At 70.2% G+C, this 17902-nt stretch carries 18 protein-coding genes; 2 read left to right on the top strand and 16 right to left on the bottom strand.

Annotated features, from left to right (window positions below; all coding sequences use genetic code 11):
• Together HNR19_RS09185 and HNR19_RS09180 are read right to left on the bottom strand one after the other, a co-directional pair.
• Nucleotides 1-840 carry an MlaE family ABC transporter permease gene (locus HNR19_RS09185; RefSeq protein ID WP_179667633.1) on the bottom strand — a complete coding sequence of 280 codons (840 nt, stop codon included), beginning with the start codon at nucleotides 838-840 and terminating at the stop codon, nucleotides 1-3.
• A gap of 1 nt (nucleotide 841) precedes the next feature.
• The gene (locus HNR19_RS09180; protein ID WP_246303498.1) at nucleotides 842-1615 is read right to left on the bottom strand and encodes an MlaE family ABC transporter permease; all 774 of its coding nucleotides are present in this window, start codon (nucleotides 1613-1615) and stop codon (nucleotides 842-844) included.
• A 246-nt stretch (nucleotides 1616-1861) separates the two neighbouring features.
• Here HNR19_RS09180 and HNR19_RS09175 point away from each other — a divergent pair, with 246 nt between their 5' ends.
• Nucleotides 1862-2563, top strand: coding sequence for a two pore domain potassium channel family protein (locus HNR19_RS09175; protein WP_179667631.1), 702 nt, complete (start codon nucleotides 1862-1864; stop codon nucleotides 2561-2563).
• A gap of 4 nt (nucleotides 2564-2567) precedes the next feature.
• Here HNR19_RS09175 and uvrB read toward each other — a convergent pair whose 3' ends face one another.
• The 14 genes from uvrB to HNR19_RS09105 all read right to left on the bottom strand — a co-directional run bounded on the left by uvrB (nucleotide 2568) and on the right by HNR19_RS09105 (nucleotide 17223).
• Nucleotides 2568-4697 (bottom strand): excinuclease ABC subunit UvrB, encoded by a 2130-nt coding sequence (gene uvrB, locus HNR19_RS09170; RefSeq protein ID WP_179667630.1) that lies wholly within the window; start codon nucleotides 4695-4697, stop codon nucleotides 2568-2570.
• Between the two features lie 41 nt (nucleotides 4698-4738).
• Nucleotides 4739-5284: a carboxymuconolactone decarboxylase family protein gene (locus tag HNR19_RS09165; protein WP_179667629.1), complete on the bottom strand. Its 546-nt coding sequence runs from the start codon at nucleotides 5282-5284 to the stop codon at nucleotides 4739-4741.
• On the bottom strand, nucleotides 5281-6156 hold the full coding sequence (locus tag HNR19_RS09160; protein ID WP_179667628.1) for an SDR family oxidoreductase: 876 nt from the start codon (nucleotides 6154-6156) through the stop codon (nucleotides 5281-5283). The genes HNR19_RS09165 and HNR19_RS09160 overlap by 4 nt, the downstream gene beginning before the upstream one ends.
• On the bottom strand, nucleotides 6153-7394 hold the full coding sequence (locus HNR19_RS09155; protein ID WP_179667627.1) for a phospholipase D-like domain-containing protein: 1242 nt from the start codon (nucleotides 7392-7394) through the stop codon (nucleotides 6153-6155). The genes HNR19_RS09160 and HNR19_RS09155 overlap by 4 nt, the downstream gene beginning before the upstream one ends.
• Before the next feature lie 44 nt (nucleotides 7395-7438).
• Nucleotides 7439-7993, bottom strand: coding sequence for a hypothetical protein (locus HNR19_RS09150; RefSeq protein WP_179667626.1), 555 nt, complete (start codon nucleotides 7991-7993; stop codon nucleotides 7439-7441).
• 5 nt (nucleotides 7994-7998) lie between these two features.
• Nucleotides 7999-9087 carry an MCE family protein gene (locus HNR19_RS09145; RefSeq protein WP_179667625.1) on the bottom strand — a complete coding sequence of 363 codons (1089 nt, stop codon included), beginning with the start codon at nucleotides 9085-9087 and terminating at the stop codon, nucleotides 7999-8001.
• A 1-nt stretch (nucleotide 9088) separates the two neighbouring features.
• Nucleotides 9089-10321 (bottom strand): MCE family protein, encoded by a 1233-nt coding sequence (locus HNR19_RS09140; protein WP_179667624.1) that lies wholly within the window; start codon nucleotides 10319-10321, stop codon nucleotides 9089-9091.
• Nucleotides 10318-11397 carry an MCE family protein gene (locus HNR19_RS09135; RefSeq protein ID WP_179667623.1) on the bottom strand — a complete coding sequence of 360 codons (1080 nt, stop codon included), beginning with the start codon at nucleotides 11395-11397 and terminating at the stop codon, nucleotides 10318-10320. Before HNR19_RS09135 ends, HNR19_RS09140 begins: the two co-directional genes overlap by 4 nt.
• Complete coding sequence (locus HNR19_RS09130) at nucleotides 11394-12374, bottom strand: MCE family protein (RefSeq protein WP_179667622.1); 981 nt, start codon at nucleotides 12372-12374, stop codon at nucleotides 11394-11396. The genes HNR19_RS09135 and HNR19_RS09130 overlap by 4 nt, the downstream gene beginning before the upstream one ends.
• Nucleotides 12371-13390: an MCE family protein gene (locus HNR19_RS09125; protein ID WP_179667621.1), complete on the bottom strand. Its 1020-nt coding sequence runs from the start codon at nucleotides 13388-13390 to the stop codon at nucleotides 12371-12373. The genes HNR19_RS09130 and HNR19_RS09125 overlap by 4 nt, the downstream gene beginning before the upstream one ends.
• Complete coding sequence (locus tag HNR19_RS09120) at nucleotides 13387-14448, bottom strand: MCE family protein (protein WP_179667620.1); 1062 nt, start codon at nucleotides 14446-14448, stop codon at nucleotides 13387-13389. Before HNR19_RS09120 ends, HNR19_RS09125 begins: the two co-directional genes overlap by 4 nt.
• An 11-nt stretch (nucleotides 14449-14459) precedes the next feature.
• The gene (locus tag HNR19_RS09115) at nucleotides 14460-15332 is read right to left on the bottom strand and encodes an MlaE family ABC transporter permease (protein ID WP_246303497.1); all 873 of its coding nucleotides are present in this window, start codon (nucleotides 15330-15332) and stop codon (nucleotides 14460-14462) included.
• A gap of 1 nt (nucleotide 15333) precedes the next feature.
• Complete coding sequence (locus HNR19_RS09110; RefSeq protein ID WP_246303496.1) at nucleotides 15334-16158, bottom strand: MlaE family ABC transporter permease; 825 nt, start codon at nucleotides 16156-16158, stop codon at nucleotides 15334-15336.
• A gap of 138 nt (nucleotides 16159-16296) precedes the next feature.
• Nucleotides 16297-17223, bottom strand: a complete 927-nt coding sequence (locus tag HNR19_RS09105; RefSeq protein WP_179667619.1) for a DNA glycosylase family protein — start codon at nucleotides 17221-17223, stop codon at nucleotides 16297-16299.
• Nucleotides 17224-17307: 84 nt separating this feature from the next.
• Between HNR19_RS09105 and HNR19_RS23475 the strand changes: the two genes are divergently transcribed.
• Complete coding sequence (locus tag HNR19_RS23475; protein WP_179667618.1) at nucleotides 17308-17898, top strand: WHG domain-containing protein; 591 nt, start codon at nucleotides 17308-17310, stop codon at nucleotides 17896-17898.
• Nucleotides 17899-17902 lie beyond the last annotated feature (4 nt).

Genomic DNA, 17902 nt, shown 5'->3' with positions numbered 1-17902 from the left:
TTACCCCGTGATCCTGACCGTCGTCGTCGAGCCCCAGATCGCGAAGCTCAGGAAGAAGTCGGCGACCACGATCGTCACGATGCTGGTGCGGATGGCCTTGCCCACCGCCCGGCCCACGCCGGCGGGGCCGCCGGACGCGGTGTAGCCGTAGTAGCAGTGGATCAGGATCACCGCGACCGCGAGGAACGCCAGCTTGAAGAACGACCAGAGCATGTCGATCGGTGGCAGGAACTGCAGGAAGTAGTGGTCGTAGGTGCCGGGCGACTGGCCGTAGATGTAGGTGACGATCAGCCGGGGCGAGAGGTACGACGCGAACAGCGCCACGATGTAGAGCGGGATGATCGCGAGGAACGCGGCGATCATGCGGGTCGTGACCAGGAACGGGAGCGACGGGATGCCCATCACCTCGAGCGCGTCGATCTCCTCGGAGATCCGCATCGCTCCGAGGCGGGCGGTGTAGCCGCACCCGACCGTCGCCGCGAGCGCGATCGCGGAGATCAGCGGGGCGACCTCCCGGGTGTTGAAGTAGGCGGAGATGAACGCGCTGAACTTCGCGACGCCGATCTGGCTCAGCGACGCGTAGCCCTGGATGCCGACCTCGGTGCCGGCGAAGAAGGCCATGAACGCGATGACGCCCGCCGAGCCCGCGATCAGCGTCAGGCCACCGGCGCCGAAGGCGACCTCGGCCAGGGTGTTCCAGATCTCGCGCTGGTAGCGCCGGACGGCACGGGGTGCCCAGGCCAGTGCCTTCGCGTAGAACAGCAACTGGTCGCCGTACTGCTCCAGCGAGCGGCGGCCGGACTGGACCGCGTCTGACGCGTACTCGGTGATCGCTGCCATGTCAGAGACCCACCGGCGGGACGACCTGGAAGTAGATCGCGGTGATGACCGCGTTGAGGAAGAACAGCAGCATGAACGCGACGATCACGGACTCGTTGACCGCGCGGCCGACGCCGCTCGGGCCGCCGCCGGCGTTGAGCCCCTTGTAGGAGCCGACGATCGCGGCGAGCCACCCGAACAGGGCGGCCTTGATCATCGCGATGTAGAGGTCGGGCAGCGACGCGAGCGCGGTGAAGCTGGAGAGGAACGCGCCCGCAGACCCGTCCTGGACGATCACGGTGAAGAAGTAGCCACCGCCGATGCCGGTCGTGATCACGATGCCGTTGATCATCACCGCGACGAACATGGTGGCGACGACCCGTGGAGCGACGAGGCGCTCGAGCGGGTTGATGCCCAGCACCTCCATCGCGTCGATCTCCTCGCGGATCTTCCGCGCTCCCAGGTCGGAGCAGATCGCCGATCCCGCGGCGCCGGCGATGATCATCGCGGCGGCCATCGGCGCCGCCTCACGCACGGTGGCGAGCACCGCGGTCGCGCCGGCGAACGACTGGGCGCCGAGCTGGCCGGTGAGGCTGCCGACCTGCAGCGAGATCACCGCTCCGAACGGGATCGACACCAGGATCGTCGGCATCAGCGTCACGCTGGTGACGAACCACGCCTGCTCGAGGAACTCCCGGAACTGGAACGGCCGGGTGAAGATCAGCTTCGTGACCTCGACGACCATGAGAGCCAGCTCGCCGGGTCCGCGGATGACCGATGCAGCATTCACTGCCAAACCGGCCACCTCCCATGTCATCGAGCCGCCGTCACAGTAGAACGTGTTCTCGTTATGAGCAACGAGGCACGGTGTGACGCGTTACACAAACATGCCAACGACCCCCACGCGGTGCGCGTCACGCTAACCGATCAGGTCATTTGACCTACCCCGTTCGGCTCGATTCGTGGACAGGTGCAAGAAGGTCGCGTCGGCATCGGCGAGCGCCGCCCGGAGTGGGCCGAGGCCGTCGTAGAGTGCCTGACCGTGAGCGACCAGACGACGGCGTCGAGGAGGACGCTGCGCACCATCGCGAAGCACCCGTCCGCGGTGCTGCTCGCCGCCCAGCTCGTCGTCGTCCTCGCCTACCCGTTCCTCGAGGACTCCGTCGCCGGCCGGGCGGTGGTCGGCGTCTTCCAGATGGTCGTGGTGCTGTCCGCGGTGGCCGCCGTCCGCAACACCCCCGCCCTGGTGTGGGTCGCCGTCCTGCTCGGCGGGCCGGCGATGCTCCTCAGCGTCGCCGAGGCCGCCTCGCCCGAGACCGACTGGATCGTCCTGGCCTCGGCCGTCTTCCACGTGCCGTTCTACTTCTTCGTCTCCTACGCGATGATCCGGTACCTGTTCCACGACGACCGGGTCACGCGCGACGAGCTCTTCGCGACCGGGGCGGCGTTCACCGTCGTCGCGTGGGGGTTCGCCTACCTCTACGCCGCCGCGCAGGTGATCTGGCCGAGCTGCTTCATCGGCTACAGCTCCCCCCGAGCCGAGGACCCGCTGGAGTGGTTCGAGCTGCTCTACCTGTCGTTCACGACGCTCACCAGCGTCGGCCTCTCCGACGTCTATCCCGTCAACAACCACGCCCGGTCGCTGGTGATGATCGAGCAGATCAGCGGGGTGTTCTACGTCGCGCTGGTGGTGGCCCGCCTGATCGGGCTCACCCGGCCGGGAGCGCGGCCGCCCATGTCCTGAGTCCCTACTTGGTCGCCTCGACCATCTGGCGCAGCTCCTTGCGGAGCTCGGAGATCTCGTCGCGCAGGCGCGCGGCGAGCTCGAACTGGAGCTCCGCCGCGGCGGCCTTCATCTGATCAGTCAGCTCCTGGATCAGGCCGGCGAGGTCGCTGCTCGGCATGCCGGCGAGCTCGCGGGCGTGCTGGCCGGGCGCGTCGGCGCCGAGCGTCGGGACCGGGGCGGCCTTGCCCTTGACTCCTCCCGCGCGGCCCTTGACGCCGGCGTCGGCCCAGGTCTGCAGCAGCGCCTGGGTGGTCTCGTCCTCGCGGGCGAGCATCTCGGTGATGTCGGCGATCTTCTTGCGCAACGGCTGCGGGTCGATGCCCCGCTCCTCGTTGTAGGCGATCTGCTTGGCACGACGCCGGTTGGTCTCGTCGATCGCCGCCGCCATCGAGGGCGTGATCTTGTCGGCGTACATGTGCACCTGGCCGGACACGTTGCGCGCGGCGCGGCCGATGGTCTGGATCAGCGACTTGTCGGAGCGCAGGAAGCCCTCCTTGTCGGCATCGAGGATCGACACCAGCGAGACCTCGGGGAGGTCGAGTCCCTCACGGAGCAGGTTGATGCCGACGAGCACGTCGTAGGCGCCGAGACGCAGGTCGCGCAGCAGCTCGATGCGCTTGAGCGTGTCGACCTCGGAGTGGAGGTAGCGGGTGCGGATGCCGGCGTCGAGGAGGTAGTCGGTGAGGTCCTCCGACATCTTCTTCGTCAGCGTCGTGACGAGCACCCGCTCCTGGCGCTCGGCACGCACCCGGATCTCGTGGATGAGGTCGTCGATCTGGCCCTTCGTCGGCTTGATGACGACCTCGGGGTCGACCAGTCCCGTCGGCCGGATGATCTGCTCGACGACGTCGCCCTGCACCTTGTCGAGCTCGTAGTCGCCGGGGGTCGCGGAGAGGTAGATGGTCTGCCCGATCCGCTCGAGGAACTCCTCCCACCGCAGCGGCCGGTTGTCCATCGCGCTCGGCAGCCGGAAGCCGTGCTCGACGAGGTTGCGCTTGCGGGACATGTCGCCCTCGTACATGCCGCCGATCTGCGGGACGGCGACGTGGGACTCGTCGACGACGAGCACGAAGTCCTCGGGGAAGTAGTCGAGGAGGCAGTTGGGCGCCGACCCGCGGCTGCGGCCATCGATGTGCATCGAGTAGTTCTCGATGCCCGAGCAGCTGCCGACCTGGCGCATCATCTCGATGTCGTAGGACGTGCGCATCTGGAGCCGCTGGGCCTCGAGCATCTTGCCCTGCCGCTGGAACGTCGCGAGCTGCTCGGCGAGCTCGGCCTCGATGCCGGCGATCGCCCGCTCCATCCGCGCGGGCCCCGCGACGTAGTGGCTCGCCGGGAAGATGTAGAGCTCCTGGTCCTCGGTGAGGACCTCGCCCGTGACCGGGTGGAGCGTCATCAGCCGCTCGATCTCGTCACCGAAGAACTCGATGCGGACGGCCATCTCCTCGTAGACGGGGAAGATCTCGAGCGTGTCGCCGCGGACGCGGAACGTGCCGCGGGTGAACGCGAGGTCGTTGCGCGTGTACTGGATCTCGACCAGCCGCCGGAGCACCGAGTCGCGGTCGTGCTCCTCCCCCACCCGCAGCCGGACCATGCGGTCGACGTACTCCTGCGGGGTGCCGAGGCCGTAGATGCAGGAGACGGTCGACACCACGATCACGTCACGCCGGGTGAGCAGGCTGTTGGTCGCGGAGTGGCGCAGCCGCTCGACCTCCTCGTTGATCGAGGAGTCCTTCTCGATGTAGGTGTCGGTCTGGGGGACGTAGGCCTCGGGCTGGTAGTAGTCGTAGTAGGAGACGAAGTACTCGATCGCGTTCTTCGGGAACAGCTGCCGCAGCTCGTTGGCGAACTGGGCGGCGAGCGTCTTGTTGGGCTGCAGCACGAGCACCGGGCGTTGCAGCTGCTCGGCCACCCACGCCACGGTCGCGGTCTTGCCGGTGCCGGTCGCGCCCAGCAGCACCACGTCCTGGACGCCCGCCTGGATCCGCCGGGTGATCTCCTTGATCGCGGCCGGCTGGTCGCCCGAGGGCTGGTAGTCGGACTCGACGCTGAACGGGGCGACGCGGCGCTCGAGATCGGTGACGGGGCGCATGTCCTCCAGACTACGGGCGGCCGCCGACAGCGCTCCGCCGCTCAGCGCCTGGGCTGGTCCGGCTGCACGCGGAACGCCTTCAGCACGGTCGCCAGCATGGCGTAGTGCCCGACGAGGAGCACCAGCTCGATGCGCTCCTTCTCGTCGAAGAACCGCCCCAGCTCGGCCCAGAGCGCGTCGGAGATGTCCTGGTCGGCGACCATCTCGTCGGCGACCCGCAGCGCCAGCGCCTCGCGGTCGGAGAGCCCGCCCGCGTCGTCGGTGGCGCGCTCGGCGACCGCGACCTCGTCGGCGCTGAGCCCGGCCCTGCGGCCCAGTCGCCGGTGCTGGGTCAGCTCGTAGTCCGACCCGAGCAGGGAGGCGACCCGGAGGATGACGAGCTCCGCCTCGCGACGGGCGAGCCTGCCGCCGGGCATCAGCCGGCCGGCGAAGTGCAGCCAGCCCCAGAACAGGCGGCGGTGCCGCCCGAGCGTGCGGAACACCGCGGGCGGCTCGGTGCCGGTGACCCGGCCCGCGACCGCCGCGAACGCGGCCACGACCGGTCCGGTCTCGCGCCAGCCGCCGGGGGTGACTCGCGGCTCGCTCATGCCGGCCGCCGCGCCTGCTCGACCGTGGGGAGCACCCGGTTGGCGCCGTAGTTGAAGATCCGCATCGCGACCGCGTAACCGGGCGGGAAGTAGCGCTGGAGCCAGTGCACCAGCCGGATGTCGGGCGAGGTGTAGACCCAGTAGCGGTTGCGGCGCACCCCCTTCCAGATCGCCTCCGCGGCCCGCTCCGGGGAGACCGCCCGCCTCTGGAACTGGCGGCGGGCGCGGACGAACGCCCTGCTCTGCTGGTCGATGCCGGCGATCCGGATCGTCTCGACGAGCCCGGTGTCGACACCCCCGGGGCACACGAGGCTGACCCCGATCCGGTGCTTGCGCAGGTCGTAGCGCAACACCTCGGAGACACCCCGCAGGCCGAACTTGCTGGCGCTGTAGGCGGCGTGCCACGGCATGGCGATGATGCCCGCGGCGGAGGAGACGTTGACGAGCTGCCCGCCCCGGCCGGCGTCGATCATCGGCGGCACGAACTCCTCGATGACGTGGATCGGGCCCATCAGGTTCACGTCGACGAGCCGTTGCCAGTGGTCGTGCTCCAGGCTGCGAACGGTGCCCCAGATCGCGATGCCGGCGACGTTGAGCACGACGTCCATCGCCCCCGCCCGCTCCGTCACGAGCGCCGCCAGGCGGCGTACCTGCTCGTGGTCGGAGACGTCCGCGGCCTCTGCGGTACCGACCAGGCCGCCCTCTGCCCGGATGGCCTCGGCCACCTCGGCGAGACGCTCGGGCTGGATGTCGGTCAGGTGCAGCACGGCGCCCTGGGCGGCCGCCTGCTCGGCCACCGCGCGGCCGATGCCGCTGGCCGCCCCGGTGACGAGGACGTTGCGGCCGCGGAGGTCGCGGACCGGCGGCCTCACAGCAGCGGCCTCAGCGGCGCGAGGACCATCTCGGTGAACTTCCTGTGCAAGTCGCGTGCCTCCCACTCGCTGCTGGTCAGCTCGAGGCAGTTGGACTGGTCGACGAGGAAGATCTGCTCGAGGTCGGCGGCCAGCGCCTCGTCGATGACCTCCACGTTGATCTCGTAGTTGCCCTGCAGGCTGAGCCGGTCGATGTTGGCGGTGCCGACCGTCGACCAGGTGCCGTCCACGGTCGCTGTCTTCGCGTGCACCATCGCGCCCTGGTAGCGGAAGATCCGGACGCCGGCGTCGAGCATCTGGCTGAAGTAGCCGCGCGAGATCCAGTCCGCGACGATGTGGTTGGACTTCAGGGGCAGCAGCAGGCGTACGTCGACGCCGCGGCCGGCCGCGTCCTTGAGCGCGTCGACGAAGTCCTGGTCGGGCAGGAAGTAGGCCGTGGTCAGCCACACCCGGCTGCTGGCGCGGTTGATCGCCTCGAGGTACATGGCCCGGATCGGGAAGACCCACAGGCGCGGCACGTTGCGGTGCACCCGCACCTTCGGCTCCCAGGTCGAGGCGGTCTCGAGCAGCAGCGGCCGCTCCGAGGAGCGCAGCCGCCGGCGGCGGTTGAGGTTCCAGAAGTCCGCGAACGCCCGCTTGAGGTCCCAGACGGCCGGACCGGTGATCCGCACGTGCGTGTCGCGCCACTCGGTCGCGTAGGGGGACCCGATGTTGTAGCCGCCGATGAACCCGACGTGGTCGTCGACGACCAGGATCTTGCGGTGGTCGCGGCCGTAGCGGCGCAGGTCGAAGAACCGCCAGCCCGCCGCGTAGACCGGGTAGCGCAGCACCTTGATCGACGGCGGGAACCGCTGGAACGTCGGCGCGACGACGAGGTTCGCGAACGCGTCGTAGATGCAGTAGACCTCGACACCCCGGGCGGCGGCCTCGGCAAGCGCGCGCTTGAAGCGCTCCCCCGTCGCGTCGCCCTTCCAGATGTAGGTCTCCAACAGGACCTGCCGCTGGGCTCCCTCGATCGCAGCGATCATGTCGTCGTACAGGTCCTGCCCGAACGTGTACGTCGTGACCTCGCCCTCGCCCACGGCGGTGGTCGCCGGGGCGCGGGTCGGGAACGGACGCGGCCGCTTGCCCCGGCGGCGGTAGCTGTCGACGAGCGACATGCCGATCGCGAGCGCGAACGGCAGTGTCGCCAGCGTGACGAGCAGCCTCCGCAACCGCACGGACCAGTCCGAGGTCATCCGTCCGCCGCCTCGTCCACGGGGGCCAATCTAGCGGCCCCGTGTCACTGCGCGGTGCTGCCCTCCGGGATGTTGGAGAGCTGGACGTCGGCGACCATCCACTCGCCCGACTCCTCCTCGAGCACCAGCGTCGCCCACTTCTCGTCGAGCTTCGGCCGCTCGCTCTCGGCGTCGCGGATCTCCTGCCGCACGAACGCGATCACCGTGACGGACCCGTCGTCGTTGGCCCGGTAGGCGGAGTCGACGACCTCGCCCTCGGCGGACGCCTTCGAGAGCCGCACGATCTTCTTGAACGTGTCCTCGTTGGCGGTCATCCGGTCCTTGAGCTCGTCGTCGGACAACCGGTCCACCCAGTCGTAGACCTCGTCGAGGTCGGTGTGCTCGTAGGTGGTCATGTCGAGGAGCAGCTCGCGCGCTGCCGACTCGGCCGCCGCGAGCCCGGCGACCTCGTCCTCGGCGGCGTCCGCTCGGTCGTCGGCGTCACCCTTCGCCTTGAACATCAGGCCGAGCGCGACCGCCGCCAACACCAGCGCCGCCGCGAGGGTGGCGATGACCGTCAGGTACCGCTTCTTCAGCTCGTCGGTGCCGCCGTCCTCCACCCGCGTCACCGTACCGGCCCCGGTGCGTGGGCCGCGCCGCGGCGGAGGCCGGGGAACGAGGCCGGGCAGTGGCCACCGAGGTAGAACGGCCGGCGCTCCGGGTTCCACGGGTCCTGGTGGGACGAGCCGTAGTCGCAGCGCGCCGTGCGCTTGGGGATGATCTGGACATTGAGCCGGCCGTCGTGGAGCACTGCCATCAGCGCCCGGATGCCGGGTGCGTACTCCTGGAGGAGCGTCCGCAGGTGCGGCTCGTAGGCCATCACCATGTCGCTGAAGCTCACGCCCACCGACAGGAAGCCGGGCAGCACCTCGTTGGCGTCCCGGACCAGGGCCTCGAGGTCCTTGAGCTGGCCGGGCGTCCGCTGGAGCACGTCGCGGAACTCGGGCGCGTAGTCGCGGAGGAACGCGGCGAACTGCCGGGCGCGGTTGCCGAGGGTGCGCAGCGAGTCGGCGTTCTCGGAGACGATGTCGAGCACGGTGCCGCTGTTGGTGATGACGCGGTCGGTCTCGGGCCACACCTCGTTGAGCGTCGTGAGCAGGTCGTTGCCCTGGTCGAGGACCTGGCCGAGGTCGTCGCCCGTGCCGGCGAGGCCCGTGCTCAGCTCGCCGAGCAGCACCTTCAGCTTCTTGTCGTCGATCTGGCGCAGGACGTCGTTGACCGCGACGACCGTCGAGCTCAGGCTCTTCGGCAGGTCGGTCGACTCGGCGCCGATGGTGTCGCCGTCCTCGAGGAACGGCCCCTCGGCCGTGGTCGGCTGGAAGTCCAGGTACTGCTCGCCCACGGGGGACAGACTGCGCACCCGGGCGATCGAGCTCTCCGGGATGTCCGTGCCGGACGTGAGACGCACGGTCGCGACGACCCCGCTCTCGGCCGGGACGATCTCGGTCACCTTGCCGACCTTCACGCCGCGGTAAGTGACGCCGGAGCCCTCGAAGAGGCCGCCGGACTGAGCGAGCTCGACCTTGATCGTCGCCGGACGCGAGGTCAGCGGCTGGTCGAGGACCGACGCGAAGATGTAGGCCACGGCGAACACGAAGACCACCACGACGCCGACGGCGCTGAGCAGCAGGCGGTCGGTCAGGAACTTGGGCATCTCAGGCACCTCCGCCGGTCAGTCCACCGAGCAGTCCGTCGAGCCCCAGCAGCCCACCGTCCGCGCCGCCCGACCCGTCGTCGCCACCGCCCGCGCCGCCGGTCCGACCGGGGTCGGACTGCCGGCCGCCGCCCAGCAGGCCCCCGTCGCCGAGGATGCCGTCGAGGAGTCCCCCGAGGCCGAGGTCCTCGAGGATGTCGTTGAGCTCGTCGACGGGCAGCACCACGCCCAGGGTGTCGAGCAGCCCGAGCAGGTCGCCGAGCGGCCCGCCGCCGGTGATGCCGTCGATGTGCAGGTCGAGGTTGACGTTGAGGAACTCGGTCGGGATCGCCTGCTTCGCCACGTCGGCCGCGCGCTGGATCGAGCGGAGCATCGCGGCGAACCGGCCGCGGTTCTTGGCGAGCTCGGCGAGCACCGGCTCGACCTCGCTCAGCAGGTTGAGCAGCTGGGTGCGGGTGGCGTTGACGGTGTCGTTGGCCGCCGACGAGAACCGCTCCACCGCCTGCAGGAGGCGGGTGAGGTCGGGCGTCGCCCTGCGCAGCACCGCAGCTGCCGGACGGATCTCCCGCATCGCGCGGTTGATCGTGTCCTCCCGCGCGGAGAGCGTGCTCGACAGCGAGTTGAGGGAGTTGAGCACCGCGTCGATGCTCCCGGTCGTGGCGTTGGCCTCGGTCAGGAACGTGTTGGCGCGGTCGAGGAGGCCCCGGATGTTCTCCTCGTTGCCGCCCAGCGCGGTGTTGAGCTCGTCGGTGATGATCCGCAGCTGGTCGAGCCCGCCTCCGTTGATCAGCAGGGATGCCTGCGCGAGCGCGTCCTCGACCGTCGGAGCCGTCTCCGTCTCCGGCAGCTCGAGCGTCGCGTCGTCGGCCAGCACCTCGCCCTCGCTCGGGTTGTCGACGTCGATGAACAGCTCGCCGAGCGGCGTGGTGTAGCGGAGCCGCGCGGTCGCTCCCTCCCTGACCTGCGCGTCCTCCTTGAGGTCCATGGTCACGTGCGCGACGAAGTCGTCGACCGTGATCCCGGTGACCTTGCCGCTGTCGACGCCGTTGACCTTCACCGGTGCGCCCTCGGCGAGGTTGAGCGCGTCGTCGAACTCGGCGTTGAGCTGCACCGTGTCGCCCGACACCCCGGTGCCGGGGATCGGCAGGTCGCGCATCGTGGTGCCGCAGCCGGTGGCGGTCACCACGACCGCACCGGCCAGCACCGCGCCGGTGATGGTGCGCAGCCCCTTCATCGGGATCCTCCCTGCGTGGCGGGCGCGGGGCGCCCGAGCGGGTCGAGGCTCAGCAGCAGGTCGCAGACCGCGTCCGCGATCGCGCCGGACTCGCACACCTCCCGGAGGAGGAAGCCCGTCGGGTCGAGGGCGACCGGGTCGAGGACCACGGGCAGCTTGTTGTCGGGCGTGCGCGCCAGCTGGATGTTCTGCAGGGTCAGCGGCATCACCCGCAGGACCTCCTGCAGTCGCTCCTGCTTGGAGAGGATCACCCGCATCAGCCGCGTGGAGCCGTCCAGCGTGCGCACGATCTCGTCGCGGTTGGCGACGGCGAACTCGGCGACGGCGGTGACGGCGTCGTCGAGCGACCGCAGCGCGGTGCGGAAGTTGTTGCGCTCGGCGGCGAGCAGGTCGGCCGCTCGGGCCACGCGCTGGATGAACTCGCGGGCGGTGCCCTCGTTCTCCGCGATCACGCCGAGCAGCACGTCGAGCGACCGGAGGGTCGCCGCGACGTCCTCGCGCTGGGCGTGGACGCCGTTGACGCCCTCGGCGAGCGAGTGGATCGTCTGGTTGAGCAGCGGCCCGCGGCCCTTGAGCGCCTTGGTGCCGGCGTCGATGAACCGCTGCACCGCTCGGACGGTGTCCTTGTCGCCCGCGATGCCCGTGGCGAACCGGTTGAGCGACTCGAGGACCTGGTCGAAGTCGACCGGGGTGCGGGTGCGCTTCAGCGGGATCTCGCCGTCGTCCTCGAGCTCGGGCCCCTTGGTGTAGACCGGCGTGAGCTCGATGTAGCGGTCGGTGGCGACCGACCGTGCGACCACGACCGCACCGACGTCGGCCGGCACCTTGTAGTCCTCGTCGACCTCCAGGGTCACCTTGACCCGGTCGCCCACGGGCTCGATCTCGGTGATCTCGCCGACGGGGACGCCGAGGATGCCGACGTCGTTGCCGACGAACAGGCCGGCCGAGTCGGCGAGGTAGGCCGTGTACTCCTTGGTGCCTCCCCCGGGCCCGTCGACGAGGCCGCAGCCGCCCGTGCCGAGCAGCAGGCTGAGGAGGACCGCGAGCGGCGCGCATCGTCGCAGGGTTGTGCTCATCGGCAACCACCCCGCGATCCGCACATCGCGTCGTCCGGCGGCAGGGCCGGCTCCTGGATGAAGAGGTCGACCCACGGGCCGTGCCCCGACGCGTTGGCGACGTACCGCACGGCCGGGCCCATCACGTCGAGGACGCGGGTCAGCGTCTCGTCCTCGCGGTTGAGCATCGCCAGCACGTCGTTGAGGTCCTCCAGGGCCGGCTTCAGGTCGCCCTTGGTCGAGTCGACGATCTCGGTGAGCGCCCGCGAGAGGCCGGTGGTCTCGACGAGAAGCCGGTGGATCGCGTCGCGCCGGGCGGTGATCTCGGAGACGACGAGGTTCGTCTGCGACATCAGCTCGACGATGTCGGCGCTGCTGTCGGAGAGCTGGTCGCTCACGTTGCGTGCCGACTCGAGCAGGTCACCCGCCTGGTCGGAGCGGTTGGCGACGACCTCGGAGAGGCGGGCGACGCCCTTGAGCGCGGGACCGATCTCGTCGGAGCTCGCGCCGAGGGTGTCGGCCATCGAGGTGAGCGCGTCGGCCAGCAGCTCGGGGTCGAGCTCGTCGAGGGCGCCGGCGCCGCTCTCGAGCACGTCCTGGAGGTTGTAGGGGACCTCGGTCCGGTCGAGCGGGATCCGGTCGCCGGCGAGGGTGCCGCCGCCCAGCGGCTCGAGCTCCAGGTAGTGGGTGCCGAGCAGCGTCGCGACCTTGACCGACGCCTCGGTCCGGGAACCCAGGTCGATGTCGGACTCGAGCACGAACGTGACGACCACGTGGTCGTCCTCGAGGTCGACCCCCGTGACCTCGCCCTTCACGACGCCGTGGACCTGCACGTCTTCCCCGCTGCGGAGGCCCGCGGTGTGCTCCAGGACCGCGGTGTACTCCTTCGTGCCGAAGTTGGTCGTGCTCATCACGATCACGCCCACGGCGACGAGGAGTCCGACCCCGATGCCGATCAGGCCGATGCGGAACGAGTTCCACTCGTTCACGGGCTTCATGAGCACACCTCCGACCAGGGGCCCCGGCCACCGCTGCCCAGCGGGACCGAGAGGGAGCCGAGCGAGATCACGCTGGAGCAGACGTAGGTGTTGAGCGCGTTCTCGTAGGACGTCGCCCGGCCCAGCTCCTCGAAGAGGAGGCCGAAGGCGGGCAGGGTGCGCTCCAGCTCGGCGCGGTTGTCGTTCAGCATCCCCGCGGTGTTGCGCAGCTGCCGGGACGTGTTGGTCAGCGGGACCTTCGCCTCACGCAGGAGCGAGCTGGTCGACCCGACGAGCTGGCTGATGCCGTCGATCGACGCGCCGATCGCCTTGCGGTCGCGGGCCAGACCGGTCATGAGGTTCTTCAGCTCCACCACCGTCGCCGAGATCTCGTCGTCCTGCTCGGTCAGGTTGTCGAGCACGGGCTTCAGGTTCGTCATCACCTCGCCGATGACCTCGTCGCGGTTGGCCACGAAGCTGGTCAGGTCCGACGTCTCGCGGAGCAGCGACTCGATGGTGCCGCCCTCCCCCTGGAGGACCTTGATCATCGACGTGGCGAGCGTGTTGACATCCTCGGGCTGGAGGATCTCGAAGAGCGGCCGGAAGCCGTTGAGCAGCTCGGTGAGGTCGAACCCGCGGCTGGTGTTCTCCAGCGCGATGGTGTCGCCATCGGCGAGCTCGGCGCCGCGCTCCTCGTCGGTCGGCTGGTCGAGGGAGAGGTACCGCTGGCCCAGCAGGTTCTGGTAGCGCATCGTCAGCGTCGAGTTGGACAGCACCGGCTGCTCCTCGACGACCTCGATCTTGATCGTGGCGCCGGTGTCGGTCGCGTCGATCTCGGTGACCTGCCCGACCCGGACACCGGCGGCCTTGACGTCGTCGCCGATGCGGAGGCCGTTGACGTCGTCGAACTCGGCGGTGAGCTCGCGGGTGTCACCGCTGACGCCGTTGAGCATCGTGTTGACGAGCAGCACGAGGAGCAGGGTGCTGGCGAGCGCGAACAGCGCGACCTTGATCGCGACGCTCCGGATGCCGGTCACTGGCCGTCACCCACCATCGCGCCGAGGCCGGCGGTCGGCGCCGACGAGCGCGCGTACGACGGACCGCCGCCGTAGTAGGCCGGCAGGCTGGTCCGGAGCACGGCGTGGACGTCGACGAACCCGTGCGACACCGCGGCGTCGAGCACACCGCCCGCCGCGAGGTTGACCGTCATCGCGTCGGTGATGCCGGCCTGCCGGTTGTCGTAGAGCACGTCGACCAGACCGCCGAAGTCGTTGATGAACGACACCAGGTGGCGCTGGTTCTTCGCGAGGAACTGCTGGGCGGTGACCGCGAGGTCGGTGCCGCCCGAGATCAGCGAGGTCAGCGCCGCCTCCTGGGTGACGATCGTGTCGAGGAAGACGAGCGAGTCCTCCGTGGCGTCGAGCAGGTCGGGCGCGACCTCGTCGATCACCTCGGTGGCCTGCGCGAAGCTCTGGAGGTCGTCGCGGATCGCCGGCATCCGGGCGTTGATCCGGTCGAGGTAGGAGTTGATCGTCCGCACGGTGCCGCCGAGTTGGTCGCCGCGGCCGTCGAGCGCCGCGGCCGCCGACCCGATCGCGGACGCGAGGTCCTTCGGGCCGAGTGCCTTGACCAGGCGGTCGATGTCGTCGAGCGCCTGCTGCAGCTCCAGGGTCTCCTGGGTCTCGTCGGGGTCGATCACGTCGCCGGCGGCGATGCCCTCGTCGGACGGCGTGCCGTGGACGACCAGGTCGACGTACGTCGTGCCGAACACGGTCGCGGGCAGGATCCGCGCGACCACGTTGGCCGGCACGTGCTCCATGTCCTCCTCGGACAGGGTCAGGTCGATGCTGACCCCGTCGCCGTCCTCAGCGCGCTCGATCGACGAGACCTTGCCGACGATGACGCCGTTCATCTTCACGTCGGAGCCGGCGCGCAGCGCACCGCCGGCCGTGCCGACGTTGGCCGTCACGTGCGGGGCCTCCCCGAACGTGCCGTTGCTGCGCAGCGAGAGGATCACGCCGATGAGGACGATCCCGACCAGGACGAGGATGCCTCGCCGGGCCAGCTGCTGACGCGTCACGGTGCGTGCTGCCATCGGTGCTCCCCCTAGCCCGAGATCCGGAAGCCGGGGTCGCCGCCCCAGAAGACGAGGGTCAGGACCATGTCGATGACGATGACCGACACGATGCTGGCGCGGATGCCGGCGCCGGTCGCCTCGCCGACCGCCTGCGGGCCGCCGCCGACGTTCATGCCGTACCAGCAGTGGAGCAGCGCGACGATCATCGCGAAGATCAGGATCTTCACGACCGACAGGAAGATGTCGCGGCCCTGGATCAGGGACGAGAAGTAGTGGTCGTACTGCCCTGGTGATTGTCCGAACAGGATGACCACCGAGACCTGGCTCGCGATGTAGCTCCCGATCAGGCCGATCAGGTAGAGCGGGAGGATGGCCACCATCGCCGCGAACACCCGGCTGGCGACGACGTAGCGCATCGGGCTGACCGCCATCACCTCGAGCGCGTCGATCTCCTCGTGGATCTTCATCGAGCCGATCTGCGCGGTGAAGCGGCACCCGACCTGCGCGGCCAGTGCCAGCGCGGCGATCAGGGGCGCGAGCTCGCGGGTGTTGGCGCTCGCCGAGATGAATCCGCTCAGCGGAGCGAGTCCGACCAGCTCGAGGCCGTTGAAGCCCTCGATGCCGAGGGACGTGCCGGCTGCGAGCGAGAGCAGCACCATGACGCCCACGGTGCCGCCGCCAACCAGCAGCGCGCCGCTGCCCCAGGCGATGTCCTTGAGCTGCCGCAGCGTCTCCTTGGGATAGAGCGCGAGGGTCGACGGGATCGCCTTGAGGACGTCGAACGCGAACGTCGCGAACGAGCCCAGCTTGGCGAGCATCCCCATGAGCGAGTCGACGACGCCGACCAGTGAGTCGGAGAGCCGGTCGCCCACGGTGCGGGCGCGGGGTTGCACGTTGGCCATCTCAGCCTCCGGCCGGGAAGAGCATCACGTAGGTCTGGGTGAGGCCGACGTTGACGCAGGCGAGCAGGATCACGCTGAGGACGACGGCCTGGTTGACGGCGTCGGCGACGGCCTTCGGGCCACCCCGGGCGTTGAGCCCCTTCTGGGCGGCGACGATGGTCGCGATGAAGCCGAAGATCAGTGCCTTGATCTCCGCGACGAGCAGGTCCATCGGTTGCGACAGGCTCACGAACGAGTCGATGTAGGTGCCTGCGGAGATCTGGCCCTGCCCGACCACCATGATGAACGCGGTGATCATCGCCGCCATCGCGACGATCACCGTCAGCAGCAGAGCGACCAGGAGCGCCGCCAGGATCCGTGGGGCCACCAGGCGCTGGATCGGCGAGATGCCCATCACCTTGAGCGCGTCGATCTCCTCGCGCGCCGTGCGGGCGCCGAGGTCGGCGCAGATCGCGGAGCCGACCGCCCCGGCGATCATCAGCGAGGTGACCAGCGGCGCGCCCTGGCGCAGGACGCCGATGCCGTTGACCGCGCCGATGAAGCTCTGGGCGCCGATCTGGTTGGCGGCGCCGCCGATCTGGACGGACGTGATGACGCCGAACGGGATCGCCACGAGGATCGTGGGCAGCAGGGACACCCGCGTCATGAACCAGCACTGGAGGAGGAACTCGGTCCAGGAGAACCGGCGGGCGATGATGTCGGAGACGCCCCACTGGATCGACTCGATGCCGAGCTTGACCAGCTCGCCGGTCGTGTTGATGCCGGCGCGGGCGCGCCCCCACATGTTGTCGAAGACCGACTTGGGCATCGCGGCGATCGCGGCCATCACGCCACCGCCGGGGGGATGTCGAGGTCCTGGCGCGTCACGAGTCCCATCAGCACCCCTTCTGCCGTCGCGGAGCCTTACGACGGTGTTTCCCCAGACAGCCTGGTCTGCCTGTTGCTGGGTGTAACAGTTATCACGCTATTTCGTCACGCGCAGGATGTGTCCAGGAACGTCGAGGCGTGGTCCGCGCCGGGGACGACGCAGTCCGGCGGCTCCGACGAGCATCGGAACCCGCCCCCGCTGCGGGCGCCACGGCTCGAGGAACGCCGCCAGCTCAAGGTCGTCGAACTCCGCTCCGGTGAGCGCCCAGCCGACGTCCTTGGCGACGTGGTAGTCGCCGAAGGACACCGCATCGGGGTCGCCGAGCGCCCGCTGCCTGACCTCGGCACTCGTCCACGGGCCGACCCCGGGCAGCGAGCGCAGCCGCCGGTCGGCCTCGGCGGGCGCGGCGACGATGCGCTCGAGCGCGGCGGCGTGTCGCGCGGCGGTCACGACGACCCGCGACCGCGCCTGGTCGATGCCGAGACGGAGCCACTCCCACGACGGGACGGCACGGAGCGTCTCGGGCGTGGGCTGCAGCCACAGCCCGGCCTCCGCTCCCGGGCCGGGGGCGGGTTCGCCGTACCTCCGGACCAGCGAGCGGAAGCCGGCGAACGCCTGCTTGCCCGTCACCTTCTGCTCGATGGCGCTGGGCACCAGGGACTCGAGGACCAGGCCGGTGCGACCCTGCCGGAGGTGCGGGTTCATCCGCCGGGCCTCCGCGAGCACGGGGTGGCGCGGTTCGAAGCCGGTCCAGTCGTCGGCCGCGCCGAGCAGGTCGGGCAGCTGGTCGAGCGCCCAGGCGGCGCCGCTCCCCCACGCCTCCGCGACGACCTCGCCGTCGGCGGGCCGGACCGCGAGCGCGAGCGTCGCCGGGCCCTCGGGCGTGCGCGACGCGCGCCAGTGCCGGCCGGCCACGTAGAGGCGGAGCGTCGGGTCGCCGGCGCCACGACGCTGCTGGGCCAGGACGGTCGCTGCGGGGCACGGCCAGTCCGGTCGCCAGACGCGGGACACGGACTCGGACACGGTCCGCGAGCCTACGCCGCGGGCCCGACTGGACTACCATTCGTCGGAGCACGAAAGTGCTTCATCTTCGGCTCCAGGAGTGACGTGACGATCGAGACCACCCGCGGCAGGCGCGCCCGCCTCGACCAGGAGGCGGTCGTCAGCGCTGCCGAGGAGATCGTCGACCGCGACGGCTACGACGCGCTCACGATGACGCTGCTCGCCGCAGAGCTGGACGCGCGGGTGTCGTCGCTCTACAACCACGTCGCCAACCTCGAGGACCTCCGCGCGCTGGTGCAGGTGCGGGCGATGCGCCTGCTCGGGGTGGAGGTACGACGCGCCGCGATGGGCCACGCGGGCGCCGACGGGCTGCGGGTGCTGAGCCACGCGCTGCGCGCGTTCGCCCGCGCCCACCCGCAGCGCTATGCCGCGATCACCCGCCCCGCGATCGACCCCGAGGCGTTCTTCGCCGCGGCCGCCGACACGATCGAGGCGCTCGCCGTGATGGTGCGCTCGGCCGGGCTGCCGGAGGAGCGGATCATCCCCACCGGGATGGCGGTCTTCGCCGCGCTGCACGGTTTCGTGTCGCTGGAGGTGGCCGGCTACTTCGAGACCGTCGACGACCAGCTCGACGACGTCTACGAGCTGGTGGTGCGAGGCGCGGTCACCGCCGCTGTGCTCGAAGCGACGAAGTAGAGCG

The sequence above is a fragment of the Nocardioides thalensis genome, from assembly GCF_013410655.1.
Lineage (GTDB): Bacteria > Actinomycetota > Actinomycetes > Propionibacteriales > Nocardioidaceae > Nocardioides > Nocardioides thalensis.
The sequence above is the reverse complement of the archived record's forward strand: the minus strand, read 5'-3'. Positions and strand labels throughout refer to the sequence as shown.